The 22,041-nt window shown below is 35.0% G+C and carries 20 protein-coding genes; 8 read left to right on the forward strand and 12 right to left on the reverse strand.

The features are described from left to right. Positions 1-30 precede the first annotated feature (30 nt). The gene (locus C4F50_RS01440; protein ID WP_193844654.1) at positions 31-1,809 is read right to left on the reverse strand and encodes an ABC transporter ATP-binding protein; all 1,779 of its coding nucleotides are present in this window, start codon (positions 1,807-1,809) and stop codon (positions 31-33) included. Between the two features lie 204 nt (positions 1,810-2,013). Here C4F50_RS01440 and C4F50_RS01445 point away from each other — a divergent pair, with 204 nt between their 5' ends. The 3 genes from C4F50_RS01445 to yajC all read left to right on the forward strand — a co-directional run bounded on the left by C4F50_RS01445 (position 2,014) and on the right by yajC (position 5,015). Further along, positions 2,014-3,120 carry a Glu/Leu/Phe/Val family dehydrogenase gene (locus tag C4F50_RS01445; protein ID WP_284438365.1) on the forward strand — a complete coding sequence of 369 codons (1,107 nt, stop codon included), beginning with the start codon at positions 2,014-2,016 and terminating at the stop codon, positions 3,118-3,120. 600 nt (positions 3,121-3,720) lie between these two features. After that, positions 3,721-4,632 carry a transcription antitermination factor NusB gene (gene nusB, locus C4F50_RS01450; protein WP_193845823.1) on the forward strand — a complete coding sequence of 304 codons (912 nt, stop codon included), beginning with the start codon at positions 3,721-3,723 and terminating at the stop codon, positions 4,630-4,632. A gap of 107 nt (positions 4,633-4,739) precedes the next feature. Then, positions 4,740-5,015 carry a preprotein translocase subunit YajC gene (gene yajC, locus C4F50_RS01455; protein WP_193844655.1) on the forward strand — a complete coding sequence of 92 codons (276 nt, stop codon included), beginning with the start codon at positions 4,740-4,742 and terminating at the stop codon, positions 5,013-5,015. Between the two features lie 148 nt (positions 5,016-5,163). Here the strand turns inward: yajC and C4F50_RS01460 are convergent, their stop codons facing one another. The 6 genes from C4F50_RS01460 to C4F50_RS01485 all read right to left on the reverse strand — a co-directional run bounded on the left by C4F50_RS01460 (position 5,164) and on the right by C4F50_RS01485 (position 11,242). Next, positions 5,164-5,751, reverse strand: coding sequence for a YdeI/OmpD-associated family protein (locus C4F50_RS01460; protein WP_193844656.1), 588 nt, complete (start codon positions 5,749-5,751; stop codon positions 5,164-5,166). A 1-nt stretch (position 5,752) separates the two neighbouring features. Further along, entirely contained in the window at positions 5,753-7,030 is a 1,278-nt protein-coding gene (gene pepT, locus C4F50_RS01465) for a peptidase T (RefSeq protein WP_193844657.1), read from the reverse strand. A 113-nt stretch (positions 7,031-7,143) separates the two neighbouring features. Then, positions 7,144-8,280 (reverse strand): formylglycine-generating enzyme family protein, encoded by a 1,137-nt coding sequence (locus C4F50_RS01470; protein ID WP_193844658.1) that lies wholly within the window; start codon positions 8,278-8,280, stop codon positions 7,144-7,146. Between the two features lie 107 nt (positions 8,281-8,387). Then, a complete protein-coding gene (locus C4F50_RS01475; RefSeq protein ID WP_193844659.1) occupies positions 8,388-9,326 on the reverse strand; it encodes a DUF6515 family protein in 939 nt (312 codons plus the stop codon). A gap of 95 nt (positions 9,327-9,421) precedes the next feature. Continuing rightward, entirely contained in the window at positions 9,422-10,645 is a 1,224-nt protein-coding gene (locus C4F50_RS01480; protein WP_228011938.1) for an OprO/OprP family phosphate-selective porin, read from the reverse strand. 24 nt (positions 10,646-10,669) lie between these two features. After that, the gene (locus C4F50_RS01485; protein ID WP_193844660.1) at positions 10,670-11,242 is read right to left on the reverse strand and encodes a hypothetical protein; all 573 of its coding nucleotides are present in this window, start codon (positions 11,240-11,242) and stop codon (positions 10,670-10,672) included. Between the two features lie 256 nt (positions 11,243-11,498). Between C4F50_RS01485 and C4F50_RS01490 the strand changes: the two genes are divergently transcribed. After that, on the forward strand, positions 11,499-12,536 hold the full coding sequence (locus tag C4F50_RS01490) for a quinone-dependent dihydroorotate dehydrogenase (protein ID WP_193844661.1): 1,038 nt from the start codon (positions 11,499-11,501) through the stop codon (positions 12,534-12,536). Positions 12,537-12,539: 3 nt separating this feature from the next. On the opposite strand, the gene C4F50_RS01495 is transcribed toward C4F50_RS01490, so the two are convergent. Both C4F50_RS01495 and C4F50_RS01500 read right to left on the reverse strand, forming a co-directional pair. After that, positions 12,540-13,256, reverse strand: coding sequence for a DUF3307 domain-containing protein (locus tag C4F50_RS01495; RefSeq protein ID WP_193844662.1), 717 nt, complete (start codon positions 13,254-13,256; stop codon positions 12,540-12,542). Then, on the reverse strand, positions 13,253-13,867 hold the full coding sequence (locus C4F50_RS01500; RefSeq protein ID WP_193844663.1) for a hypothetical protein: 615 nt from the start codon (positions 13,865-13,867) through the stop codon (positions 13,253-13,255). The genes C4F50_RS01495 and C4F50_RS01500 overlap by 4 nt, the downstream gene beginning before the upstream one ends. Before the next feature lie 246 nt (positions 13,868-14,113). Here C4F50_RS01500 and C4F50_RS01505 point away from each other — a divergent pair, with 246 nt between their 5' ends. From C4F50_RS01505 to guaB, 4 genes are all read left to right on the forward strand, one after another. Continuing rightward, a complete protein-coding gene (locus tag C4F50_RS01505) occupies positions 14,114-14,980 on the forward strand; it encodes a hydroxymethylglutaryl-CoA lyase (protein ID WP_193844664.1) in 867 nt (288 codons plus the stop codon). Positions 14,981-15,130: 150 nt separating this feature from the next. Beyond that, positions 15,131-15,679, forward strand: a complete 549-nt coding sequence (locus C4F50_RS01510; protein WP_193844665.1) for a hypothetical protein — start codon at positions 15,131-15,133, stop codon at positions 15,677-15,679. Between the two features lie 68 nt (positions 15,680-15,747). Next, positions 15,748-17,079, forward strand: coding sequence for a DUF5723 family protein (locus C4F50_RS01515; protein WP_348536969.1), 1,332 nt, complete (start codon positions 15,748-15,750; stop codon positions 17,077-17,079). A 437-nt stretch (positions 17,080-17,516) separates the two neighbouring features. After that, positions 17,517-18,989, forward strand: a complete 1,473-nt coding sequence (guaB, locus tag C4F50_RS01520; RefSeq protein WP_193844667.1) for an IMP dehydrogenase — start codon at positions 17,517-17,519, stop codon at positions 18,987-18,989. 94 nt (positions 18,990-19,083) lie between these two features. Here the strand turns inward: guaB and C4F50_RS01525 are convergent, their stop codons facing one another. The 3 genes from C4F50_RS01525 to C4F50_RS01535 form a co-directional block, all read right to left on the reverse strand. Beyond that, positions 19,084-20,223: an FAD-dependent oxidoreductase gene (locus C4F50_RS01525; RefSeq protein WP_193844668.1), complete on the reverse strand. Its 1,140-nt coding sequence runs from the start codon at positions 20,221-20,223 to the stop codon at positions 19,084-19,086. A gap of 144 nt (positions 20,224-20,367) precedes the next feature. Further along, positions 20,368-20,958 carry a TetR/AcrR family transcriptional regulator gene (locus tag C4F50_RS01530; protein ID WP_193844669.1) on the reverse strand — a complete coding sequence of 197 codons (591 nt, stop codon included), beginning with the start codon at positions 20,956-20,958 and terminating at the stop codon, positions 20,368-20,370. A gap of 176 nt (positions 20,959-21,134) precedes the next feature. After that, positions 21,135-22,031, reverse strand: coding sequence for a L,D-transpeptidase (locus tag C4F50_RS01535; protein ID WP_193844670.1), 897 nt, complete (start codon positions 22,029-22,031; stop codon positions 21,135-21,137). Positions 22,032-22,041 lie beyond the last annotated feature (10 nt).

A 22,041-nucleotide genomic window follows, 5' to 3' on the forward strand; every position in this document is an offset into this window, starting at 1 on the left:
AATCATAAAAAATTATCTATTACGCAACAATTAAAGTAATTCTTTTTCCGAAAGTTGTTTTAAATATAACGATGCATAATAGCCCTCCTGATTTATTAATTGATTATGAGAGCCTTGTTGAATAATTCTTCCATCTTCTAAAATAATGATTTTATCTGCGTTCTTTGCAGACGATACACGATGGCTTACAATGATGGTAGTTTTGTCTTTGCAGATTTCAAATAGATTATTCAAAATAGTTTCTTCGGTTTCTGTGTCAACCGCAGACAGACAATCATCAAAGAGTAAGATTGCCGGGTTTTTTATAATCGCTCTGGCAATCGAAACACGCTGTTTCTGACCGCCCGAAAGCGTGATTCCTCTTTCTCCTAAAATGGTATCATACTGTTTGTTAAAAGCAATGATATTATCATGCACAACAGCATTTTTAGCAGCTTCAAAAACTTCTTCGTCTGTTGCGTTTTGATTACCGAATTTGATGTTGTTTTTTATAGTATCCGAGAATAAGAAAGCATCCTGAGGTACAATTCCGATATTGTTACGAAGGTCATTAAGGTTCAACGTGCTGATTTCATTACCGTCAATTGTAATCTGTCCGTCTGTAACATCATAAAGCCTCGAGATCAAAGAAAGTATAGTGGATTTCCCCGAACCTGTTTTTCCTAAAATAGCCAGAGTTTCTCCCTTTTTAACCGTAAACGAAACATTTTTCAATGCTTCGATATTTGTATCCTGGTAAGTGAAATTTACGTTATCGAAAGCAATTTCTCCTGAAATTAGAGAGGGACTTTCGTTATTATTTTTGATTTCAGGTTCAATTTTTAAAAATTCATTTAAACGTTTTTGAGAAGCCTCTGCTTCCTGAACCATCGAGGATACCCATCCTAAAGAAGCAACCGGCCACGTCAGCATGTTTACATATAAAATAAATTCGGCGATTGTTCCTATATTCGGAATACGGCCATCAATGTACATGACGCCTCCAAAATAAATTACAACCAAATTACTGATACCAATAAGCGCAATCATCAAGGGACCAAATAAAGACTGTACTCTTGCCAGGCTTAAACTTTTACTTTTACTTTCATCCGCAAGAGCAACCATATTATTTTGATGCTGATTTTCTAATGAATAGGCTTTAATGACGCGGATTCCAGAAAAAATTTCCTGCGTAAAACTAGATACTTTAGATAAATACTGCTGAAAAGTGGTGCTTCTTTTGTTAATTTCAGAACTTAACTTAAAAATGCAGTACGATAATATCGGCAGCGGCAAAATTGTATACAACGTAAGAAGAGGCGAAACATTGTACATATATAGGATTACGATTGCAAAACGAATAAATGTATTAATGGTATACATAACAGCCGGCCCAACGTACATGCGGACTTTTGAAACGTCTTCGCTGATGCGGTTCATTAAATCTCCTGTTCGGTTTTGCTTGTAAAAATTTTGTGAAAGATTTTCATATTGTTTAAAGACTTCATTTTTTAAATCAAACTCAATATGACGCGACATTACGATCAAAGTCTGGCGCATTAAAAAAGTTAGAAATCCCGCAACAATTGTAGTTCCTATGATTAGTAGGACGTTATGAATTAAACCTTCTCGATATTCTCCAATAATTACCGCAGACTTTTGAGCAGCTGGTGTTAGTTTGTCAAAGTTTTCGATCGCATTTAAAGATTTGCTAATGAGCTTTGGGGTAAACAAAGAAAATATTTGTGCGATTATGGTGATTAAAATACCTAACGAAAAACTGTATTTATATTTAATGAAATATTTGTTTAAATAGCTTAATTCTTTCATTTTTTTAAGAAATCTTGTATTGAAAGTAATTGTGTTTTATTAAAAACTTTAAATTAAAATTAATATTAAACATAATTTAATCAAAACAAATCGATTGTTATATTGTTATTTTAAAGATAAAAAATTAGCACAAGTATATTTTTTAATTATGTTTGAGTAGTCTTTTTGACGAATTCATAATTTTAACAAATAAATAGTAGCGCTATGGATGCAACTTTCGCAACTGCAAAGGAACTTCAAAAAATGGATCCCGTTTTTGGTCAATTGTCTTTTGACAATCACGAACAAATTGTATTTTGTAATGACAAAGATACAGGTTTAAAAGCAATTATTGGTATTCATAATTCAGTTATGGGGCCAGCTTTGGGCGGCACTAGAATGTGGAATTACAATACTGAATGGGAAGCGTTAAACGATGTTTTGCGTCTTTCTAGAGGAATGACTTATAAATCTGCTATTACCGGATTGAATATCGGCGGCGGAAAAGCAGTAATTATTGGTGATGCTAAAACACAGAAAACACCAGAATTGATGCGTAAGTTTGGTGAATTTGTACATTCGCTGAGCGGAAGATATATCACAGCAGAAGATGTTGGAATGGAAACAAAAGACATGGACACTGTGAGAGATGTAACGCCTTATGTTACGGGAATCTCTGAAGAAAGAGGCGGTTCAGGAAACCCATCGCCTGTAACGGCTTACGGAGTTTATTTAGGAATGAAAGCTGCTGCAAAAAGTCAGTTTGGTTCTGATGTTTTAGACGGTAAAAAAGTTTTGGTACAAGGAATTGGACACGTAGGAGAAACTTTGGTTGAATATTTAACTAAAGAAGGAGCACAGGTTACGATTACAGATATCAATGAAGAAAAATTATATCAGGTTGCTTCAAAATACAATGCTGCAATTTATACAGGCGAAGATTTGTATACCGCAGACGTAGATATCTATGCACCTTGTGCTATGGGAGCAACAATTAATGACGATACAGTAAATAAAATTAACGCTAAAGTTATTGCCGGTGCAGCAAACAACCAATTGGCAGACGAGAACGTACACGGTGCAAGATTACAGGAAAGAGGAATTTTATACGCTCCTGATTTCTTGATAAACGCTGGTGGAATCATTAATGTTTATGCTGAATTGGAGCATTATGGTAAGGCTGAAATCATGAGTAAAACGGAAAATATCTATAACACTACTTTAGAAATTATAGATTTTGCAGCTAAAAATGGAATGACAACGCATAAAGCAGCGCTTACAATTGCTCAAAACCGTATCGATCAAAGAAGAATTGAGAACGCTAAAAAGTAATTTTTTTTAGTATTCAGTGTTTCAGTATTGGAGTGTTCAGTTAGAAGCTTTTTTAGTATTCAGTATTCAATATTGGAGTGTTCAGTTAGAAGCTTTTTTGGTATTTAGTGCTCAGTATTGGAGTGTTCATTTAGAAGCTTTTTTAGTATTCAGTGCTCAATATTGGAGTGTTCATTTAGAAGCTTTTTTTAGTATTCAGTGTTCAATATTGGAGTGTTCAGTTAGAAGCTTTTTTTTAGTATTCAGTATTCAATATTGGAGTGTTCAGTTAGAAGCTCAATACTTAGAATCCAAGATTTCAATAAATAGTAAAAAGTCTCAGTTTAGAAAGCTGAGACTTTTTTATTATACACACGAAGTATTTCCCAATATTAACTGCCTACTAAAACCACTGATCACTGCCCACTTAAAAAAAACTGCCCACTAAAAAACTGCGCCCTGATCACTAAACAACTATCCTCTTTTACATAAGTTTTTCTCAAAATAAACGTTTTTTTAATGTAGAAATTTTAAAATGCGCAACAAAATTTATACTTTTGCAGACTAATTTTAAAATGTTCTTACAAGGTGGTAAATAGAAGACATATACGCATTAAAGTAATGCAGTCCATTTATGCAATGCATCAAAGCGGTTCTGATAATCTGGAAAAAGAAGAAAAATTTCTTTTTTACAGCATAGATAATATTCAGGACTTATATCTTATAATGCTTTCTTCATTGATAGAAATTTGTAAAAAAGAATCTGTTTTTTTACACCTTTCAAGTAAAAAACATCTTGCTACTGCTGCAGAACGCAATCCGAATGAAAAGTTTGTAAAAAACAAAATTTTTCAACTTCTTGCCGAAAGCAATTCTCTTAGTATTGCTCTAGAAAACCGTAAAATCAATAATTGGTCATTAAACGATGATTATATTATTTTGCTTTTAAATGATGTTAAAGCAAGTGATATTTACAAAAAATACATGAACAATAATATCAATACTTTTGAAGAAGACAGACAATTTATAATTGATTTGTTTGAAAATGTTATTGTTCCTAATGAAAAACTATACGAATATTTAGAAGACGATAAATTGACTTGGGTTGATGATATTCCTGTTGTAAACACACACATCATTAAACAGTTGAAAGCAATCAAAACAGAAGATCCAGACGACTTTAGAGTTCCTAAATTGTATAAGGATGTTGAGGATAAAGATTTTGCTAAAGACTTATTCAGAAGAACAGTTCTTAATGAAACTGCTTTTGCAAAAGAATACGAGGACAAAACTCCAAACTGGGACAGCGATCGTATTGCAGAAATTGATACAATCATACTGAAAATGGCGATCTGCGAATTTGTAAAATTCCCTTCGATTCCTGTAAAAGTAACACTTAACGAATATTTAGAAATTGCTAAAGAGTATTCTACTCCAAAAAGCAGTATTTTTATCAACGGAATTTTAGATAATCTGGTGAAAGAACTTACAGCGAACAAAAAGATGATCAAAGTAGGCAGAGGATTGATGTAGGATTCTAAACTTCAAATTTCACCCTGATAGCTGTCCGGATTTAGTGAAGTTGAAGAGAAGCTAGCAAAAACATTAAAATAAATATAAAACAATAAAAAATAGAGATTATGTCAGAAATAATGAAATTCGCTCCTTACTTATTAATGTTCGTGGTATTGTATTTCTTTATGATTATGCCTGCACAAAAAAAGGCTAAAAGAGAAAAAGAATTCGCTCAAGCTTTAAAAGTAGGAGACAAGATAATTACAATTGGTGGAATTCACGGAAAAGTTTCTGAACTTTCAGAGACTTCTTTAGTGATCGAAACAATGTCAGGAAAATTAAAAATCGAAAGATCTGCTATATCTTTAGATAAAACTGCAGCTTTGAATAAAAAGGCTTAATTTTTTAAGTTCCAAAAAAATTAAATCCCAAATTCCAATTTAATAATTGGAGTTTGGGATTTTTTTTAAGTTTACTATAAATTAAGTCCAGTTTATTTATTAATTGGAATTTGGAATTTTCACCGAGATTTCGGGATTGAAACTTAATTCACCTGTATTTATCATTCAATCCCACATTTGCTAAAATCATTGGAACTACTTTTTCGATTCTCGTAAGTTTCGTTTTTTCCTGTTTCGCACTTTCAATATATTCCAAAAACTCATATTGTTTGTAAGGAGAAAACTTCTCAAAAGCCTCTTTTAAAGCTGGGTTTTTACTCATTTCATTTTCCAAAAGCTCAGAAATAATTGCTTCCTTTTTAGAGGGTTTAATGATTTTTCCCTGCTTTTCGTTTTCAATAGCTTCAGCGATATATTCTAGAACTTCTTTTTCATTTACTTGATCTTTAGAAGTAAAACGCCATTGCCGAAGCGATTTTGTTACGTCTTCCTGAGCGTTAATGAGTTTCTTTTTTTCGTCTTTTAGAAATACACCGTTAAAAAACCAAATGGTAAAATAGTCTTTAAAACCGCCAATCCCGATAACATTTTTTTTATTGTAAACGTAAACAGGACCGCCCCATTTTGTCGTTTCAATCAGCTCGGTTTTGTCAATAATAGACTTCAGAAAAAGCAATTCTTCTTCCCATTTTTCACTGTATTTCCAAATGCCTTTATTTTCTGAATTTGAATCCAATTTACCTTTTTGTTTTAGGTTTTTCAGTGCTGCTAAAAATTCCTGGAACAGCAGTAAGTTCTGCAATTTTTACAATAACTTCAGTAGCTTTTTGAATGCTTTCTGCTGGTACATATTCGTATTTTCCGTGGAAGTTGTGGCCGCCCGCAAAAATATTCGGACAAGGCAGTCCCATAAAGGATAATTGAGAACCGTCAGTTCCGCCGCGAATTGGTTTTATAATCGGTTTAATGTTGAGTTCTCGCATTGCTTTTTCGGCAATATCCACAATATGTTTTACAGGAAGCACCTTTTCTTTCATATTGTAATATTGATCTTTTACTTCGGCAGTTACAATATCTTCGCCAAATTTCTTCGCGAATTTTTTATTAAACTGTTTTGTAATTTTATGAATAAGCTCTTTTCGTTTTTCGAATTTCTTTTTATTATGATCACGGATAATCAATTCTAAAACTGTTTCTTCAATAGTTCCTTTAATGTGATGAACGTGAAAGAAACCTTCGTAACCTTTCGTTTCCTGAGGTGTTTCTCCTTTTGGAAGTTCGTTGATAAAATCGTTTGCCAAAAGCATAGAATTGATCATTTTTCCTTTTGCATAACCAGGGTGGACGCTTTTTCCTTTAAAAGTAATTTTAGCTCCGGCAGCATTAAAATTTTCATATTCTAATTCGCCAATCTGGCTTCCGTCCATAGTATAAGCCCATTGTGCCCCAAATTTTTCGACATCAAAATGATGCGCACCGCGGCCGATTTCTTCATCTGGAGTAAAACCAATTCTGATTTTCCCGTGTTTAATTTCAGGATGCTGGATCAGGTATTCCATTGCAGAAACAATTTCGGTAATTCCGGCTTTGTCATCGGCACCTAAAAGTGTTGTTCCGTCAGTTGTTATAATAGTCTGACCTTTATATTGTAATAAATCTTTAAAGTAATCCGGTGATAAGATGATGTTTTTCTCTGCATTCAAAACAATGTCTTTTCCGTCATAGTTTTCAACGATCTGAGGTTTTACATTTGCACCGCTAAAATCTGGAGAAGTATCAAAATGAGAAACAAAACCAATGGTCGGCACTTCGTGATCAACATTGCTCGGAAGCGTTGCCATAATGTATGCTTTATCATCGATCGTTACATCTTCTAAGCCAATTGTTTTTAGTTCTTCGACTAGTTTGTTGGCAAGATTCCATTGTTTTTCTGTACTTGGCGTAGTTTGTGAATTTGGATCCGATTCGGTATCAATTGTTATATAACTAATAAAGCGATCAATAATATGCTGCATTTTTTTGAATTTTTAGCAAATATAAAAAAATCTACTGTATGATAAACTTCCAGTGTATGATCAAAAAAAGGATTCTACTAATTGTAGAATCCCTCAGATATTTTTAGTCGGCTTTATTTACTTTTAACACATCTAAAACCTAAGTGATTGGCTGCAGATCGGATTTCACCTTTTCCTCTCGTTCCTACCATGTAGCGGGTGCAGTATTGGTCTGTACATAAAAATGAGCCGCCTCGATGTACCCGTTTAATTTGTGTGGGATCATTAGGATCATTGTAACCAGCTGGTCCCTGCGGATTTTTGATTGTTTTACCGCTTTCTGCTAATGATTTATAATAATCTACGCTGTACCAATCGTTTACCCATTCCCAGACATTTCCGGCCATATCGTATAATCCGTATGCGTTTGGAGTATATTGAGCAGTAGGAGCAATGCCTTTAAAGCCATCTTCTCCCGTATCGCCATCTTTTATGGGAAAATGACCTTGATAAATATTGGCCTGAAATTTTCCATTTGGTTTTAAATTATTCCCCCAAGCATATAAATTTCCTGTTTTACCGCCTCTTGCTGCAAATTCCCATTCGGCTTCAGTCGGAAGTCTTTTTCCTGCCCATTTTGCATAAGCCGCGGCATCTTCATAAACGACATGTACTACAGGATATTTCTCTTTTCCCTTAATAGAACTTTGAGGTCCATCAGGATGTTTCCAGTCGGCACCAGGTTCATAGCGCCACCATTGTAGAAAATTATTAAGATTAACCGCCGATGAGGTTGGGCTAAAAATTACCGAACCTGTAATTAAATCTTCTTCATTTGCAGTAGGAAATTCTTCTTTCGTGGGTTTTTGTTCAGCAACAGTTATATATCCTGTTGCTTTTACAAATTTTTCAAATTCTTCGTTAGTAACTTCTGTCTGATCCATATAATAACCGTCAACATAAACACGGTGAATAGGAGCCGCATCTTTTGTAACTCCTTTTATGCTGCATAAACTCTCATCTTCTACATTAGAACCCATCGAAAATTCACCGCCCGGAATCCAAACCATCCCTTTTGGAGCTTTTTCTGCCGGCTTAAATTTGTTTTCGACAGTAGGTTTAAAATCCGAACCGGACGACAGAGAAGGTTGTTCGGTACAATCCATTGCTGCAGTTTCTTTTTTAGGAGCATCTTTCTTTGTAAAACTGTAGGCAATTGAAATTATGAAGATGGTAAGCAGACCAAAAATCCATAAGGTTTTATTTTTCATGATGATAGTTTTTTTTTACTGGTAATGGTTGTCAATAGAACGGGTTAAAATTATAAAAAATAATTTTCAATTATACTTATTTTATAGAGTTAATAAAGTATTATTTGTTATTTATCTTCTTCTACTGAAACGACTTCGTATTTGTCTTTGCCGTCAACTTGTACAGGCTGGTAATACGTTTCTCCAAACTTGATGTATTTTACATCGCCAATGGTTACTTCTTCGCCGCCTTCAGGCAGACTTTCGACTATAGTTCCAGCAGTTGGAGCGACTACTTTATAAGTAGAGCCGTCTTTTTCATAATAAGTTCCTCCGTAATAATAATTATTGACGGTACCAGTATTGACGGTCTGGGCGCCGCTCGGAATATTATTGACAGTCCCGCCGACAGGGGCAGGAACAGCAGTGTAACCGCCGCTTGATGAGGTATACCAGACTCCTTGATCGTAATGATACTGCGTACTTTCAACACTTACAACAATTGCGGTAACGGCCAAAGTGGCTACAAAAAATCCCCACGGATGCCAAACAGGCCCCCAGTAATAAGGACGGTAAGGATGATAGTAATAGGGGTGAAAAGTGTTGTAACGGTAACCTCCATACACATAAGGCGGACGTACGTAAGGTCTGGGAGCAGGTCTTACATAGGTATTGCGATTGTTGCGTACATGGACGCTGTTGTTTACGTTAATGTTTACATTGTTTCGATTTCTATTAACCGTATTACCGCTTATATTGGTGTTTCTGTTTCCAGATCGGTTTGTATTGTTGTTCACACTAGTTCTATTGCCTGTAGAAGGGCGGGTGGCTTTATTGGTAGAGTTTGCAGGTCTGGTTACTTTATTTCCAGAATTAGCTGCAGGACGTCTGATACCGCCTCCATTAGCACCCGGCCTCGGTTGTACTGCGGGTCTGGTATGAGTTGCACCGCCGCCGCGATTACCGCCTCCGTGCCGCTGTGCAAAACTATCAATCGAAATAAAGAAAAATGTACCAATCAGGCACAGGAGTGCTGATTTACTTAATGATTTGGATATGTTTTTCATTTTCAGTGATTTATATTGAATAAAGTTATGGAAAAAAAAGCCTTCTTAGTTGAAATTGATTTGAAATTTTAAAGCTATGTTTTTGAAATATAGGCTTATAGCGAAATATCCCATTGAATTCTAAAACGCCAGCCTTGTTCTAGTGGCAGTGTTTTGTCCTCAAAACTAAAATAACTGAATTCAGAAGTGAGTTTGTTTTTATGTCCTTTAAAAAACCAGTTAAAAGCCAGAGTAGACTCGTCTTGTCTATTTTGCCTGATAGAATTGTCAGGTTTATAAGAAGCATGTCTTGCTGCCATTTCGAGTTTCTTGGGCCACCAGTCAAAAACATTGTGAAAGAAATAGCCTGCCTGAACGTAATATCCTTTCATAACCGTCATATCGTTATTATTGTATTTATCGATAATTTCTTTAGTATGCCATTCGCTCTGCCAGGAAAAGCCGCGATACATAAACGCCGTTTCCATGTTCCATTGATTGACTCTGTATTGACCGGGTAAACCATCTTCAAATCCGTCAAGCGAACCTCCTCCAGCTTGTGAAAACCGTGTATACGGACTTCGGTTTGTGATTGCAGAAAAGGCAATTATGGGCGTTGGTTTTTCGTGAAATTCAAGATCACAACCTTCAAAATCTAGAAATCTTCCTAAGAAATTCCATTGAGCTCTTCCAAAATACATCAAATTATTGTCATCGTTTGCAGTATTTCCTCTTCCTGTCCCGGTAAGTGCTGCAGCCCAATAATTAAAATCGGCGATTCCTTTTCCTTTTAAATGGCCGTAAACTTCAACACCCATCTGCCGATCGACGGTAAATGGCCTGTTGATTAAGGATCTTTCTGCCATTTGCTGCTCACCGCTGCTAATAAAGCGCTCTCGGGTAAACTCGGTTTTCCATTGTCCTACTTTAAAACTCATCCATTCCCATTTTTCAACCATAATCCTGAAATCTAATAAATTGGACTGACTCAATTCGTATTCCCAATAATAGTTGAGCCAGGGTTCAAAAGCATGACCTCCAATTTTTAATCGGGCTCTGTTTATTTTAAAAACAGTCTGCGTGTCCTGACTGTAATCATCATACGTTACGGGATCTGCATCATAAGGTGTCGAAAACCGAAACTGCAAACGGCTCTGCAGTTGAAATAGAAATTTATTGTCTTTGGTGCGAAGTTCGATTCCTTTGTTACCATATCGAACATTTATCAACTTCGTAGTGTCTTTTTCTGCCTGTGCAAAAACACCATTAGCGAAATAGAACCCTGCAAAAAGCAAAAGATAATCTGGTAAAAAGAATTTTTTCGATTTTCGGTTGAGCATATCTAAATGTGTTTGTTATTAGTTTTATTTACCTCCAAAGTTTTTGGCAATTCCGAGCCCAATTCCCCAGCTGTCATAAGCATTCCATTTAAAATCATAACTAAAAGTCCCAAAAACTTCCCAGCCCTTCGGAAGTTCATAACCATATTCTAACCCTGCGCGGGTTAGAAAAAAATCTTCTTCCTTTGCAAATTCGCCTCCAAAACCCAGCAAAATGCTCCAATGCTCATTTGGTTTGTAAATACCCATTAGGGCAGGAGCTATAGGATAACTTCTTTCTACGGTTTCTTTATCTTCTCCGTTGGCCAGATTTTTTTCGACCTTAAATTTTTCAATGATAAAATCGGTATGGAGCCCAATTGCCCAATTCGAATGAAATTGAAAAGTGTAATCGACTCCCCAAGCCGGAAGAGTTAATACTTCTCGGTTTCCTTCATCATCTCGTCCTTCAAAAACGTGAACATGATTGATTGAAATTCCTATTTGATGATGCGGAGTGAATTTTTTTTCTTCGCTTTCCTGAGCCTGAATACTGATTAAATAAAAAAGGGCGACCAAGCAGTTTATTTTTCTAAAACTATTATTAGTACAAAGCATTTTGATTCTGTATTAATGAATATTTTAAACCTTACTACTCAAAATTACTTAATAAAAAGTCCAAACAATTGACTGAGAGCATGTCAAGTTGTTTCATTTTATAATTTGCAACGTAAAAAGCAGGTTTTTACTTGAGTATGCATTTTATAAGATCGAAAAAAGGAGGTAAAAACTCTGAAATATGTTTTGTATAAAAAAGTACCTTTTTAAACTATAATATTTAAATTTGCACCCGGAAAACAACAACACAACTCTTATGTATAAATTGATAATTCGTCCGATACTTTTTTGGTTTGATCCAGAAGAAGTGCATTATTTTACGTTCTCTTTTGTAAAATTTATATCCAAAATTCCAGGGGTTTCGGCCATAATAAAATCAATTTATGAAGTAAAAGATGCTCGATTAGAAAGAGAAGTCTTTGGTGTTAAATTTAAGAATCCGGTTGGTTTAGCCGCGGGATTTGATAAAGATGCTAAACTATATAAAGAATTAAGCGATTTTGGTTTCGGGTTTATCGAAATCGGAACAGTAACGCCGGTTGGACAGGAAGGAAATCCTAAAAAACGTTTGTTCAGGTTAAAAGAAGATCAGGCGATTATTAATAGAATGGGATTTAATAACGGCGGGGTTCTAGAAGCGGTAGAGCGTTTAAAAAAGAACTCGAATGTTTTGATTGGAGGAAATATTGGTAAAAATAAAGTAACTCCAAATGAAGAAGCTGTTAACGATTACATTATTTGTTTTGATGCACTTTACGACCATGTAGATTATTTTGTGGTAAATGTAAGTTCTCCAAATACTCCAAACTTAAGAGCTCTGCAAGATAAAGAACCTTTGACTGCTTTGTTACAGACTCTACAGGACAGAAACATCGAAAAGCAGCAAACAAGTACTCAAAAAGCAAAACCGATTCTTTTAAAAATTGCTCCGGATCTTACAGACGAACAATTATTAGATATTATTGATATTGTAAAAACAACTCAAATTGCGGGTGTAATTGCCACCAATACCACGATCTCAAGAGACGGACTTCAGTCTTCAAACCAATCAGAAACGGGAGGTTTGTCTGGTAAACCATTAACAAAACGCTCAACAGAAGTAATTCGTTTTCTTGCTGAAAAAAGTAATAAAGCATTCCCAATTATTGGAGTAGGAGGAATTCATTCTGCCGACGATGCAATCGAAAAATTGAAAGCCGGAGCAAGTTTAGTACAGCTTTATACTGGTTTTATTTACGAAGGTCCAGCTTTGATAAAAGCGATTAACAAAAAGATTTTAAAAGAAAATATCTAGTTTTTACTGCATAAATTCAAGAAGTAAAGCCTGAACCAGTAATCCGGTAATGATCGCAGAGCCAAAGCTGATTAACGTTCCGATTAAGACATATTCGGTCAGTTTTCGGTCTTTGGCTTCTTTAAGGTCTCCAAACCTAAAAATTGATTTAGCGGCCAGCAGAAATCCGATTGCTTCAAAATGACCGGTTAAAATAAAGCCGAACACAAAAAGACGTTCTAAGATACCAATATAGTTTCCCGCGCTGGAAAGCGATTGATCCAGCGTGTTTTCGTTTTCTGGACTCCAGATTGAAATGATTGTTTTAGTGAAAATTGAAACAGGTTTTGTAAGCAGTAAAAGAGCGGTAATTAAAATCCAGAATTGACTTCCAAACCAAGATAAGGAGATCGGCTGCTTTTCATAAAGAAAAACGACGGCGATTAGTATAAAAAAATGTGCTGCCTGATCGACAACAAACCAAGTTCGTTTGGTGCTTTTTTTCTGAAAATTAAGTTTGATGAGATCGATGATTCCATGAGAAACTGCAATTAAAATGGCGTACGGAATAAAACGAATTTCGCCGGCCAATACAGCAGACAAAACACCGTGAAGTAAAATATGCAGATAAAGATAAATACTTTTATGTTTTTTAATCTCTTTATCGATTACCCAGGAATTGGGCTGCCAGATAAAGTCTCCTAATAAATGTGCTAAAAGCAGTTTTACAAATAAAATCATAAGGCTTTAAGTTGTTTTATTTCTGTTCTAAAATACCTGTCCAAATGCAGGACTAAATCAAAATGAGCCCTTTTTTGTCTTCGGCTCACTGCAGCCTGATTGATGCCTAATTTTTGTCCTAATTCTTCTTGTGATAATGCAGGGTTTTCTATCGCCTTGACCACAAATTCTGCCGATTGAACGAGCCAGCTGTCCATAAAAGTAAGCGCCAGCTGTATCATTAAATTCATTTTTTCATCAGTCAAAGCATTGCCTGTACGCATTGCTAAGGTGACTTTTTGTTTTTTTAAAGTTTCAAATAACTCGCCCGAATGTATGAAGGCAGTCCCGTAACTTTCGGATATTTTTTCTCCATTGTATGTTTTGTCTCCAAAACCAATACTCATTCTTGCATCCAATTTTAGAATTCTTAAATACGCTTTTATCAAAATTGCAATGCATAAGGCTTCTTCAGGGTTTTTGATTTCGATTTGAAATTCATCACCGCGGTAAACCTCCCAATCATTCGGACTTGTTCCAAAACGAGATAAGATTTTTTTTAAATCTTCTACCCAGTTTTTAGATTCTTGTTTTCTGGAATCTATTATATCACCTGTAATAACACTAGTCATATTCAAATATACTTAAAATTATATAAACTTTATATTACAAATATAAGTAATTTTTTATTTTATTACGTTTTTAGGTAATTAAATATAGTATTACGTAATTAAGTAATATTGCTATTGATAGACTAAAGCTGTTTTTAAGCGGTCAATTTTATCAGGTCTATTTTGTAATACAATAATTTTAAAGAAAATTATAACTTTTATTTCACTAAAAAAGAAACTAACTTAGCTTTTACAAAAGAATAAGCTTTGAATAAGGAAATCAAAATTATCGAATGCCCTAGAGATGCCATGCAAGGCATAAAGACCTTTATTCCGACAAAAAATAAAGCTGCTTACATACAAGCCTTATTAAGAGTCGGCTTTGATACGATTGATTTTGGAAGCTTTGTTTCTCCAAAGACGATTCCGCAGATGCAGGATACTTCAGAGGTTTTAGCGCAACTTGATCTTTCGCAGACCAGCAGTAAGCTTTTGGCCATTATAGCCAATACGCAGGGAGCGGCTCAGGCTTCTAATCATGAACCGATTCAATATTTAGGATTTCCGTTTTCGATTTCAGAAAATTTTCAGATGCGTAATACGCATAAAACCATTGCAGAGTCTTTGGTTACTTTAAATGAAATTCTTGAAATTGCAGCTCAGAAAAATAAAGAAGTGGTAACGTATCTTTCTATGGGATTTGGAAACCCGTATGGCGATCCTTGGAATGTAGAAATTGTAGGGGAGTGGACAGAGAAGCTGGCAGGAATGGGCGTGAAAATTTTGTCGCTTTCGGATACTGTCGGAACATCAACTCCAGAAGTTATTACCTATTTGTTCTCTGAATTAATTCCTAAATATCCTCAAATTGAGTTTGGTGCCCATCTGCATACCACTCCAGAAAGCTGGTTCGAAAAAATTGATGCGGCGGCAAAAGCAGGATGTACTCGTTTTGACGGTGCAATTCAGGGTTTTGGAGGTTGTCCGATGGCTACAGATAAGCTCACCGGAAATATGCCGACAGAAAAATTGATTTCGTATTTTACTGCAAATAAAAAACAAACGGGCTTGAATTCTTTAAGTTTTGAAAGCGCGTATAATGAAGCTTCTAAATTATTTGGTAAATTTCATTAAGGAAATTCAACTTTAAATTTCTCATAATTTTATAAAATAATAACATCCAGGCTGAAGTTTTAGCCAAGAAAATTCCCTATATTTACTATTCCCCAATAATAATAAGAGCTAAATACCAGTTTATAACTATTGTAACTTTATTATTTTGTGATGGACTTAATCTACAGCCGAATATTTAAAATTTTCTTTTTAGTATTTTTCCTTTCTTCCTGTTCAAGCGATTTAGACTTTGATCAAACAAAGAATTTAAAACTGGAACCCGCTTTTGTTGCCAATCTTGCTTACTTTGATGTCAAGGCAAATGATTTGATCGTTGATGATGAAATTCAGGTTCTGGCAGGTGTCGGCGGTTTTGATGTTTTTAAAGATAAATTCTTTAACGATCATCTTAGAAAAGCAGAGCTCGATTTTGAAATAGAGAATACAATCGCGAGAGCTTTTGCAGTGCGATTTTTACTGCTCAATGCTAATGATGAAGTTCTTCAAACTATTTCTTTTGCTGTTCCTGCTTATAACGGAACTTCTAATATTATAAAATATCCAACAGAAGTTTTTGAAAATCAGAGATTAGAGCTTTTAAAGCAGACGGTAAAAATAGGAACCGTCGTGGTTATGGGCTCTGGGCAGCCTCTGGACCAGAATAGTTCGGGCAGTTTAAAACTGCGATCAGGTGCAACAGCTTATATCGTAATCGAATGAGAACGGCTTATCTAGTATTGTTCGTCACTATTTTGCACTTTTCTTGTTTTGCCCAAAACAGAGAACTGTTGTATAATTTTACCGCTATTCCGCAATCTTCTCTTGTAAATCCCGGAGCAGATGTTTCGTATAAGTTTTATTTTGGATTTCCGGTATTGTCCGGAATTTCGGTTAATGCAGGCTCAAGCAGTTTTTCTGCTTATGATTTGTTTGCCGATAATGGAGTCGATTTTAATGATAAAGTGAGAAATGCCATTAATACATCCTCGAGGAATGATAAAGTAGTTGCCAATCAGCAGCTGGAATTGTTTTCGGGCGGATTTCGAATTGGCGGCAGGGAAAGCCGTTCGTATATTTCGTTCGGGCTCTATCAGGAATTTGACTTTTTTATGTATGTTCCCAAAGATATGGCTTTACTGGCTTTAGACGGTAACAAAAATTATATCGGAAGATCGTTTGATCTCAGCGATTTAAGTGTAAAAGCTGAGGTTCTTTCTGTTTTTCATGTGGGTTTTCATAAAAAAGTAAATGATAAATTTGTGTATGGAGGACGTGCTAAAATTTATTCAAGCGGTGCCAATGCCACTTCTACAAAAAACTCAGGATATATTTATACGGGGCAAAATGCGGGAACTCCCAATCTTTACACCCAGATTATTTCTTCTGATCTGGAGTTGAAAACTTCTGGAATTTCTACGTTTACAAAAGATGAATATGAGGGAAACATTGCAAAAGACATTTCGCACAACACTTTTTTTAACGGAAGTTTAGGGCTGGGTTTTGATGCAGGTTTTACGTATTACATAAAAGACAATCTGCAGTTAACAGCTAGTATTATTGACGTTGGGTTTATCAAACAGTCTAAAGATATTGAGACTTTGACCTATAAAGGAACTTATCAATACGAAGGTGTAAATCCGGATTTTATGAATTCTGATGATCCGGAAAATGTTTTTGACGAATTTGATAAAGCCATTCCGAGAGACACGCTTTATAATAAATACACCACTTGGAGACCAGTAAAGTTTTATTCGTCTATTCAATATTCATTTGGAGAAGCGCGTTCGGATGATGAATGCAATTGCCTCGGTAAAGTAGATAAATATTATAAGAATGCTGTAGGAGTACAGGTTTTTGCAATGACAACTCCAAGAGCACCGATCGGCGCTTTTACTGCTTTTTACAGAAGAAATATTTTTAGAAAACTTGATCTTAAAGCAACTTATACTTTTGATTCCTTTTCTAACAAAAACATCGGACTTGGACTTGCGGGAACTTTAGGAAAAGTTAATATGTATCTTTTAGTGAATAATATTTTGGAGTTCAAAGATGTCACAAAAGCCAATAGTGCTGCGTTTCAGTTTGGGATCAATTTTATTTTTCAAGATCCAAAAGATTAAAAAAATCATTTGAGAAGCAAATGATTTTTTTAACAGAAATCTAAAATCTAAAATCTAAAATCTAAAATCTAAAATCTAAAATCTAAAATCTAAAATCTAAAATCTAAAATCTAAAATCTAAAATCTAAAATCTAAAATCTAAAATCTAAAATCTAAAATCTAAAATTAAAGCATTAGAAACTTTGCTTTTTTTATGAGGACTTGTAGTGAAAAGCTGGAAATAGCTTCTTGAAATAATTTAGATTTTAAGTTTAATTGTCGTAATTGTGGATCATTATTATTTGCAATCTAACTCGGAATTTGAGATTTAAAATCTGGATTTAAACATTAAAGTTATAGTAAGAACTTTCCTGTAAATAAAATTTTATGACTTTGCAGGTATTCTAGTTTGCAATTTATTCACTATATTTGCACGCAATTCAACTAGAAATTGCAACATGATAGCACACAACTCCAAGATTATCGGCGAAGGTTTAACTTACGACGATGTATTATTAGTACCTAACTACTCGAATGTGCTTCCCCGCGAAGTGAGTATCAAATCAAAATTCTCAAGAAACATTACATTAAACGTTCCGATTGTATCTGCAGCTATGGATACAGTGACAGAAAGTGCAATGGCTATTGCTATGGCGCAGGAAGGCGGAATTGGTGTTTTGCATAAAAATATGACTATCGAACAGCAAGCTGGAAAAGTTCGAAAAGTAAAACGTGCTGAGGCAGGAATGATCATTGATCCTGTTACTTTACCAATGAATTCTACCATTGCAGACGCTAAAAATGCAATGAAAGAGTTTGGAATCGGCGGTATTCCTATCGTTGACGAAAATAAAATCTTAAAAGGAATTGTTACCAATCGCGACTTACGTTTCGAGAAAAATGGAGCAAGACCGATCGCTGAGGTTATGACAAGCCAAAACTTAGTAACTGTATCTGAAGGTACTTCTTTGGAACAGGCTGAGGTTGTTTTACAAGGTCATAAAATCGAAAAACTACCGGTTGTAAACGAGAAAAACGAATTAGTAGGTTTAATTACGTTTAGAGATATTACTAAGTTAACTCAAAAACCAATTGCTAATAAAGATTCTTTTGGACGTTTGAGAGTTGCTGCTGCAATTGGAGTTACTGGAGACGCTGTTCAAAGAGCAGAAGCTTTGGTTGCTGCAGGTGTAGATGCAATCATTATCGATACAGCGCACGGACATACAGAAGGTGTGGTGAATGTGTTGAAAGAAGTAAAATCTAAATTTCCTCAAATTGATGTTGTTGTTGGAAATATCGCAACTCCAGAAGCTGCTAAATATTTGGTAGAAAATGGTGCAGACGGTGTAAAAGTAGGAATTGGACCTGGTTCTATTTGTACGACACGTATTGTTGCTGGTGTTGGTTTTCCTCAATTCTCTGCAGTGCTTGAAGTTGCTGCAGCTATCAAAGGAACTGGAGTTCCGGTAATTGCAGATGGAGGAATTCGCTATACGGGAGATATTCCTAAAGCAATTGCTGCAGGTGCAGATTGTGTCATGTTAGGTTCATTATTAGCAGGAACAAAAGAATCTCCAGGGGAAACTATTATTTTTGAAGGAAGAAAATTCAAATCGTACCGCGGAATGGGTTCTGTTGAAGCGATGCAGACGGGATCTAAAGATCGTTATTTTCAAGATGTTGAAGACGATGTTAAGAAATTAGTTCCAGAAGGAATTGTAGGACGTGTTCCTTACAAAGGAGAATTGAACGAAAGTATGCTTCAATTCATCGGAGGTCTTCGTGCCGGAATGGGATACTGTGGTTCTAAAGATATTCCGACTTTACAAGAATCGGGACGTTTTGTGAGAATCACGTCAAGTGGTATCACCGAAAGTCACCCGCATAACGTAACCATTACCAAAGAAGCTCCAAATTATTCTAGATAATTTTAGTTTTTTATATAAAACAGAAGGCGTAAGATTTAGTTCTTACGCCTTTTTTTAGTTTTTAGTAATTTGAACTTTTCTTATGGGTACTTTATTAATATCTGCTTTCCAAAATATCTGCTGCCACAATATTAGAATGCAATAAATCTTCCATTTTTTTTGTCATGCGCTGTGCTTCTAGAGCGTAACCAAACATCTTTTTCTCGTAATCTGCAATTGCTTCATCGATTGTTTCGAATCTTCCGTCAGTTAAGTTTTTAGTTAAATGATAAGCATCAAATAATCCCATATTAACGCCTTCGCCCGCAAAGGGAGGCATTAGATGTGCGGCGTCGCCAACTAGAGTGATGTTAGAATGTTCTTTCCAAGGTTCTTCTAAAGAGAACAATCTTAAAGGAAGTCCAGAAAAATCAGTTGATGCGTTAAAGAATTTTTTATAGTCATCGCTCCAGTTTTCAAAAGTTTTATTTAGAAATGAAATAACAGATTCGTTATTTGAAAAATCAATTTCGTTGTTAAGAATCCAGTTTTCATCGGCTTTAAAAGAAACTCCAAAATGCACTGATCCGTCTCGCATTGTATGCGTATAAAACATTTTGTGTTCCCCCATTGCCATTACGTTTCCGTTTCCAAATTTGGGTTTAAATTCAGGATAATCTTGATCTGGATTTACAATTTCTCCCTGAATAATATAAGTTCCAGAAAGCTGTGGTTCCTGATCGCTGACAAATTTCCGAGCATTTGATCTGCCGCCATTGGCAACAATTACAAAATCGGCTGTTGCTTTTGTACCGTTTTTGAATTCTAAAAAATAGTGATTTTCAGTTTTTTCAATATTGATTAATTGACTGTCCCAAACTACCGTATTTTCTTGAAGATTCTTCAGCATGATTTTTCTTAAATCATTACGGTCGATTTCTGGGCGAGAAAAAGCATTGGTTTCGTCAGGCGTTTCATCAGAAGTAATATTTCCGTTCATATCAGCCATTTTCTCTCCGGTTGGTCGTGCGTATTTTTTAAATTCCTCCATTAAACCTGCTTTCTGAATCGCAAATTGTCCAGAATCAGAATGAATGTCCAAAGTTCCGCCAGATGTTCGCGCTTGTGCATTTGCATCTCTTTCGTAGACAGTTACAGCTGCACCACTGATCTGTAAAATTCGTGCAGTTGTTAACCCGACAGGACCGCCGCCAATAATGGCAATTTTTTTATTTTCTATAATTGAAGTTTTCATTTTTGAAATTGATATTAAGATTTGAAATTAATAGTGACATTGACATTAACATTAACATTGAAATTAACATTGAAATTAACATGGACATTGGAATGACATTGATATTAACATTGAGATTGACATTGAAATTGATATTGACATTGTTTAAGGTGTCAAAGCTTTTAGTACCAGCTGGAATGCTTCGTCTTTGATTTTTTCTGTAAACTCAAAAGGTTTTCCAGACATCGATTTTCCTTCTCTGTGCAATTCTAAAAGAGAGTAGAGAGAACCGTAGGCAATACTCCAAAATACTTCAAATGATACCGAAACCACTTCTTTTTTTTCAATTGCAGTGAGCATAAACTGTGACATCGTTTTTTTAAAATCGCCGGTTATTTCCTGTATGATGGCATCTCCATAAGTAGATTGTTTTAAAATTTCGAAACAGACAGCCTGTTGGGTAAAGTTTAAGGTAAAATGTATTCTGTTTTCCCATTGTTTTCTTAGACCGTCTTTGAATGACATATCTGCTGAAAAACCGTCCAGCATTTTGAGAAAGAATTTTTGACCGATATCAATACCTATTTTTCGAATCAGATCTTCTTTGTCGGAATAATAAATGTATAAAGTAGCTACAGATATGCCGCATTCTTTTGCCAGACGGTTCATCCCGAAACCCTCAATACCTTGTGAAACAATCATTTCAATTGCTTTTTGTTTTACAATTTCTTCTTTGTTGGTATCTCTAGTTCTCATAAATAGGAGTTTTACAATGCAAAAGTATAAATAATAAATGAACGATCGCTTATTTATGAATTAAATTTATAGTTGCATATAGATATTTAACATTCTAAGATCTATTTAAATAAAAAAAGCCCTCAGATTGTAGTATCTGCGAGCTTTTTAAAAACGTAAAGAAAAAATTTTAAGATCTAAATTTCTGAAGGCTGATTAGAGTCTCTTAAATTTTGATTTTCTAATATTTGTTTTAAAAATGATTTTGTCTGAGTTTCGATTTCATTTTCGGAAATATTTAAAGATTTTGGATCGGAGACCAATTGTAACCAAGGTTTTGCTCCGTCAAAATCGTAGCTTCCAAAAACTACAACGGGTGTACCTTTTACTTTTACATTTTCTTTGTCTTTCAAAATCCATTCGTCGGCAAATTTGTAAAGGTATTTAGCATCTTTTTCTAATAATCTTAGACAGGAATGAGAAGCTGGATAACCAGGTAATTCATATTGATGAAAACCAACTCCAAGTTTGTTTTCGATATTGAAGTTCCATTTAAGCTCCCATTCGTCATTAAAAGTACTGGTTGTTTTTTCTGCTTTCCAATTGGTAAAAAATAAACCGGTTGGTGTCGGATCTTTTTTTCTTCCCATATTTGTTGGGCCTGTACGAACTAATTCGCCGTTTTCGTAAGCAGCAAAAGTCTGGGTAGGATAGGAGAAAATAATAATTTTAGAGACTTCTTCTAAAGCTGCAACATGCAATGGAAAGGGAAGGTAATATACCAAATCACCGCTAAAGTCATTCGGAATTAATATAGAGTCCAGTTTTTTAAGATTTGCTTTATCAGCTCTGTTTATGGCTGTAACAATAGCAATTTTACTGCTGTCTGCTTCGTTGGTTTTCAGCCATTCTTTTGCTTTCGTAAATTGATACGATATTGACGATTCTGGTTCTTTATGCTCAATTGTTTTTTTAGGTTTTTCCTTTTCAGCGGTGTTATCTGTTAAGTGTATAGTGTCGCTTTTTTTGCAGGAAACCAATAAAATTAAGACCAATATAAATAAGGCGTTTGCTGTATAATATAACTTTTTCATAGGTGGTATT

The organism is Flavobacterium hungaricum, assembly GCF_015182285.1.
GTDB lineage: Bacteria > Bacteroidota > Bacteroidia > Flavobacteriales > Flavobacteriaceae > Flavobacterium > Flavobacterium hungaricum.

Bases quoted from the DNA above. Each gene is read 5' to 3' on its own strand.
- C4F50_RS01510 (WP_193844665.1), top strand. From the start codon at position 15,131: ATGGACTTAATCTACAGCCGAATATTTAAAATTTTCTTTTTAGTATTT.
- C4F50_RS01445 (WP_284438365.1), top strand. From the start codon at position 2,014: ATGGATGCAACTTTCGCAACTGCAAAGGAACTTCAAAAAATGGATCCC.
- yajC (WP_193844655.1), top strand. From the start codon at position 4,740: ATGTCAGAAATAATGAAATTCGCTCCTTACTTATTAATGTTCGTGGTA.
- C4F50_RS01525 (WP_193844668.1), bottom strand. From the start codon at position 20,223: ATGAAAACTTCAATTATAGAAAATAAAAAAATTGCCATTATTGGCGGC.
- nusB (WP_193845823.1), top strand. From the start codon at position 3,721: ATGCAGTCCATTTATGCAATGCATCAAAGCGGTTCTGATAATCTGGAA.
- C4F50_RS01440 (WP_193844654.1), bottom strand. From the start codon at position 1,809: ATGAAAGAATTAAGCTATTTAAACAAATATTTCATTAAATATAAATAC.
- C4F50_RS01480 (WP_228011938.1), bottom strand. From the start codon at position 10,645: ATGCTCAACCGAAAATCGAAAAAATTCTTTTTACCAGATTATCTTTTG.
- C4F50_RS01475 (WP_193844659.1), bottom strand. From the start codon at position 9,326: ATGAAAAACATATCCAAATCATTAAGTAAATCAGCACTCCTGTGCCTG.
- C4F50_RS01495 (WP_193844662.1), bottom strand. From the start codon at position 13,256: ATGATTTTATTTGTAAAACTGCTTTTAGCACATTTATTAGGAGACTTT.
- C4F50_RS01500 (WP_193844663.1), bottom strand. From the start codon at position 13,867: ATGACTAGTGTTATTACAGGTGATATAATAGATTCCAGAAAACAAGAA.
- C4F50_RS01490 (WP_193844661.1), top strand. From the start codon at position 11,499: ATGTATAAATTGATAATTCGTCCGATACTTTTTTGGTTTGATCCAGAA.
- C4F50_RS01470 (WP_193844658.1), bottom strand. From the start codon at position 8,280: ATGAAAAATAAAACCTTATGGATTTTTGGTCTGCTTACCATCTTCATA.
- C4F50_RS01535 (WP_193844670.1), bottom strand. From the start codon at position 22,031: ATGAAAAAGTTATATTATACAGCAAACGCCTTATTTATATTGGTCTTA.
- C4F50_RS01530 (WP_193844669.1), bottom strand. From the start codon at position 20,958: ATGAGAACTAGAGATACCAACAAAGAAGAAATTGTAAAACAAAAAGCA.
- guaB (WP_193844667.1), top strand. From the start codon at position 17,517: ATGATAGCACACAACTCCAAGATTATCGGCGAAGGTTTAACTTACGAC.
- C4F50_RS01485 (WP_193844660.1), bottom strand. From the start codon at position 11,242: ATGCTTTGTACTAATAATAGTTTTAGAAAAATAAACTGCTTGGTCGCC.
- pepT (WP_193844657.1), bottom strand. From the start codon at position 7,030: ATGCAGCATATTATTGATCGCTTTATTAGTTATATAACAATTGATACC.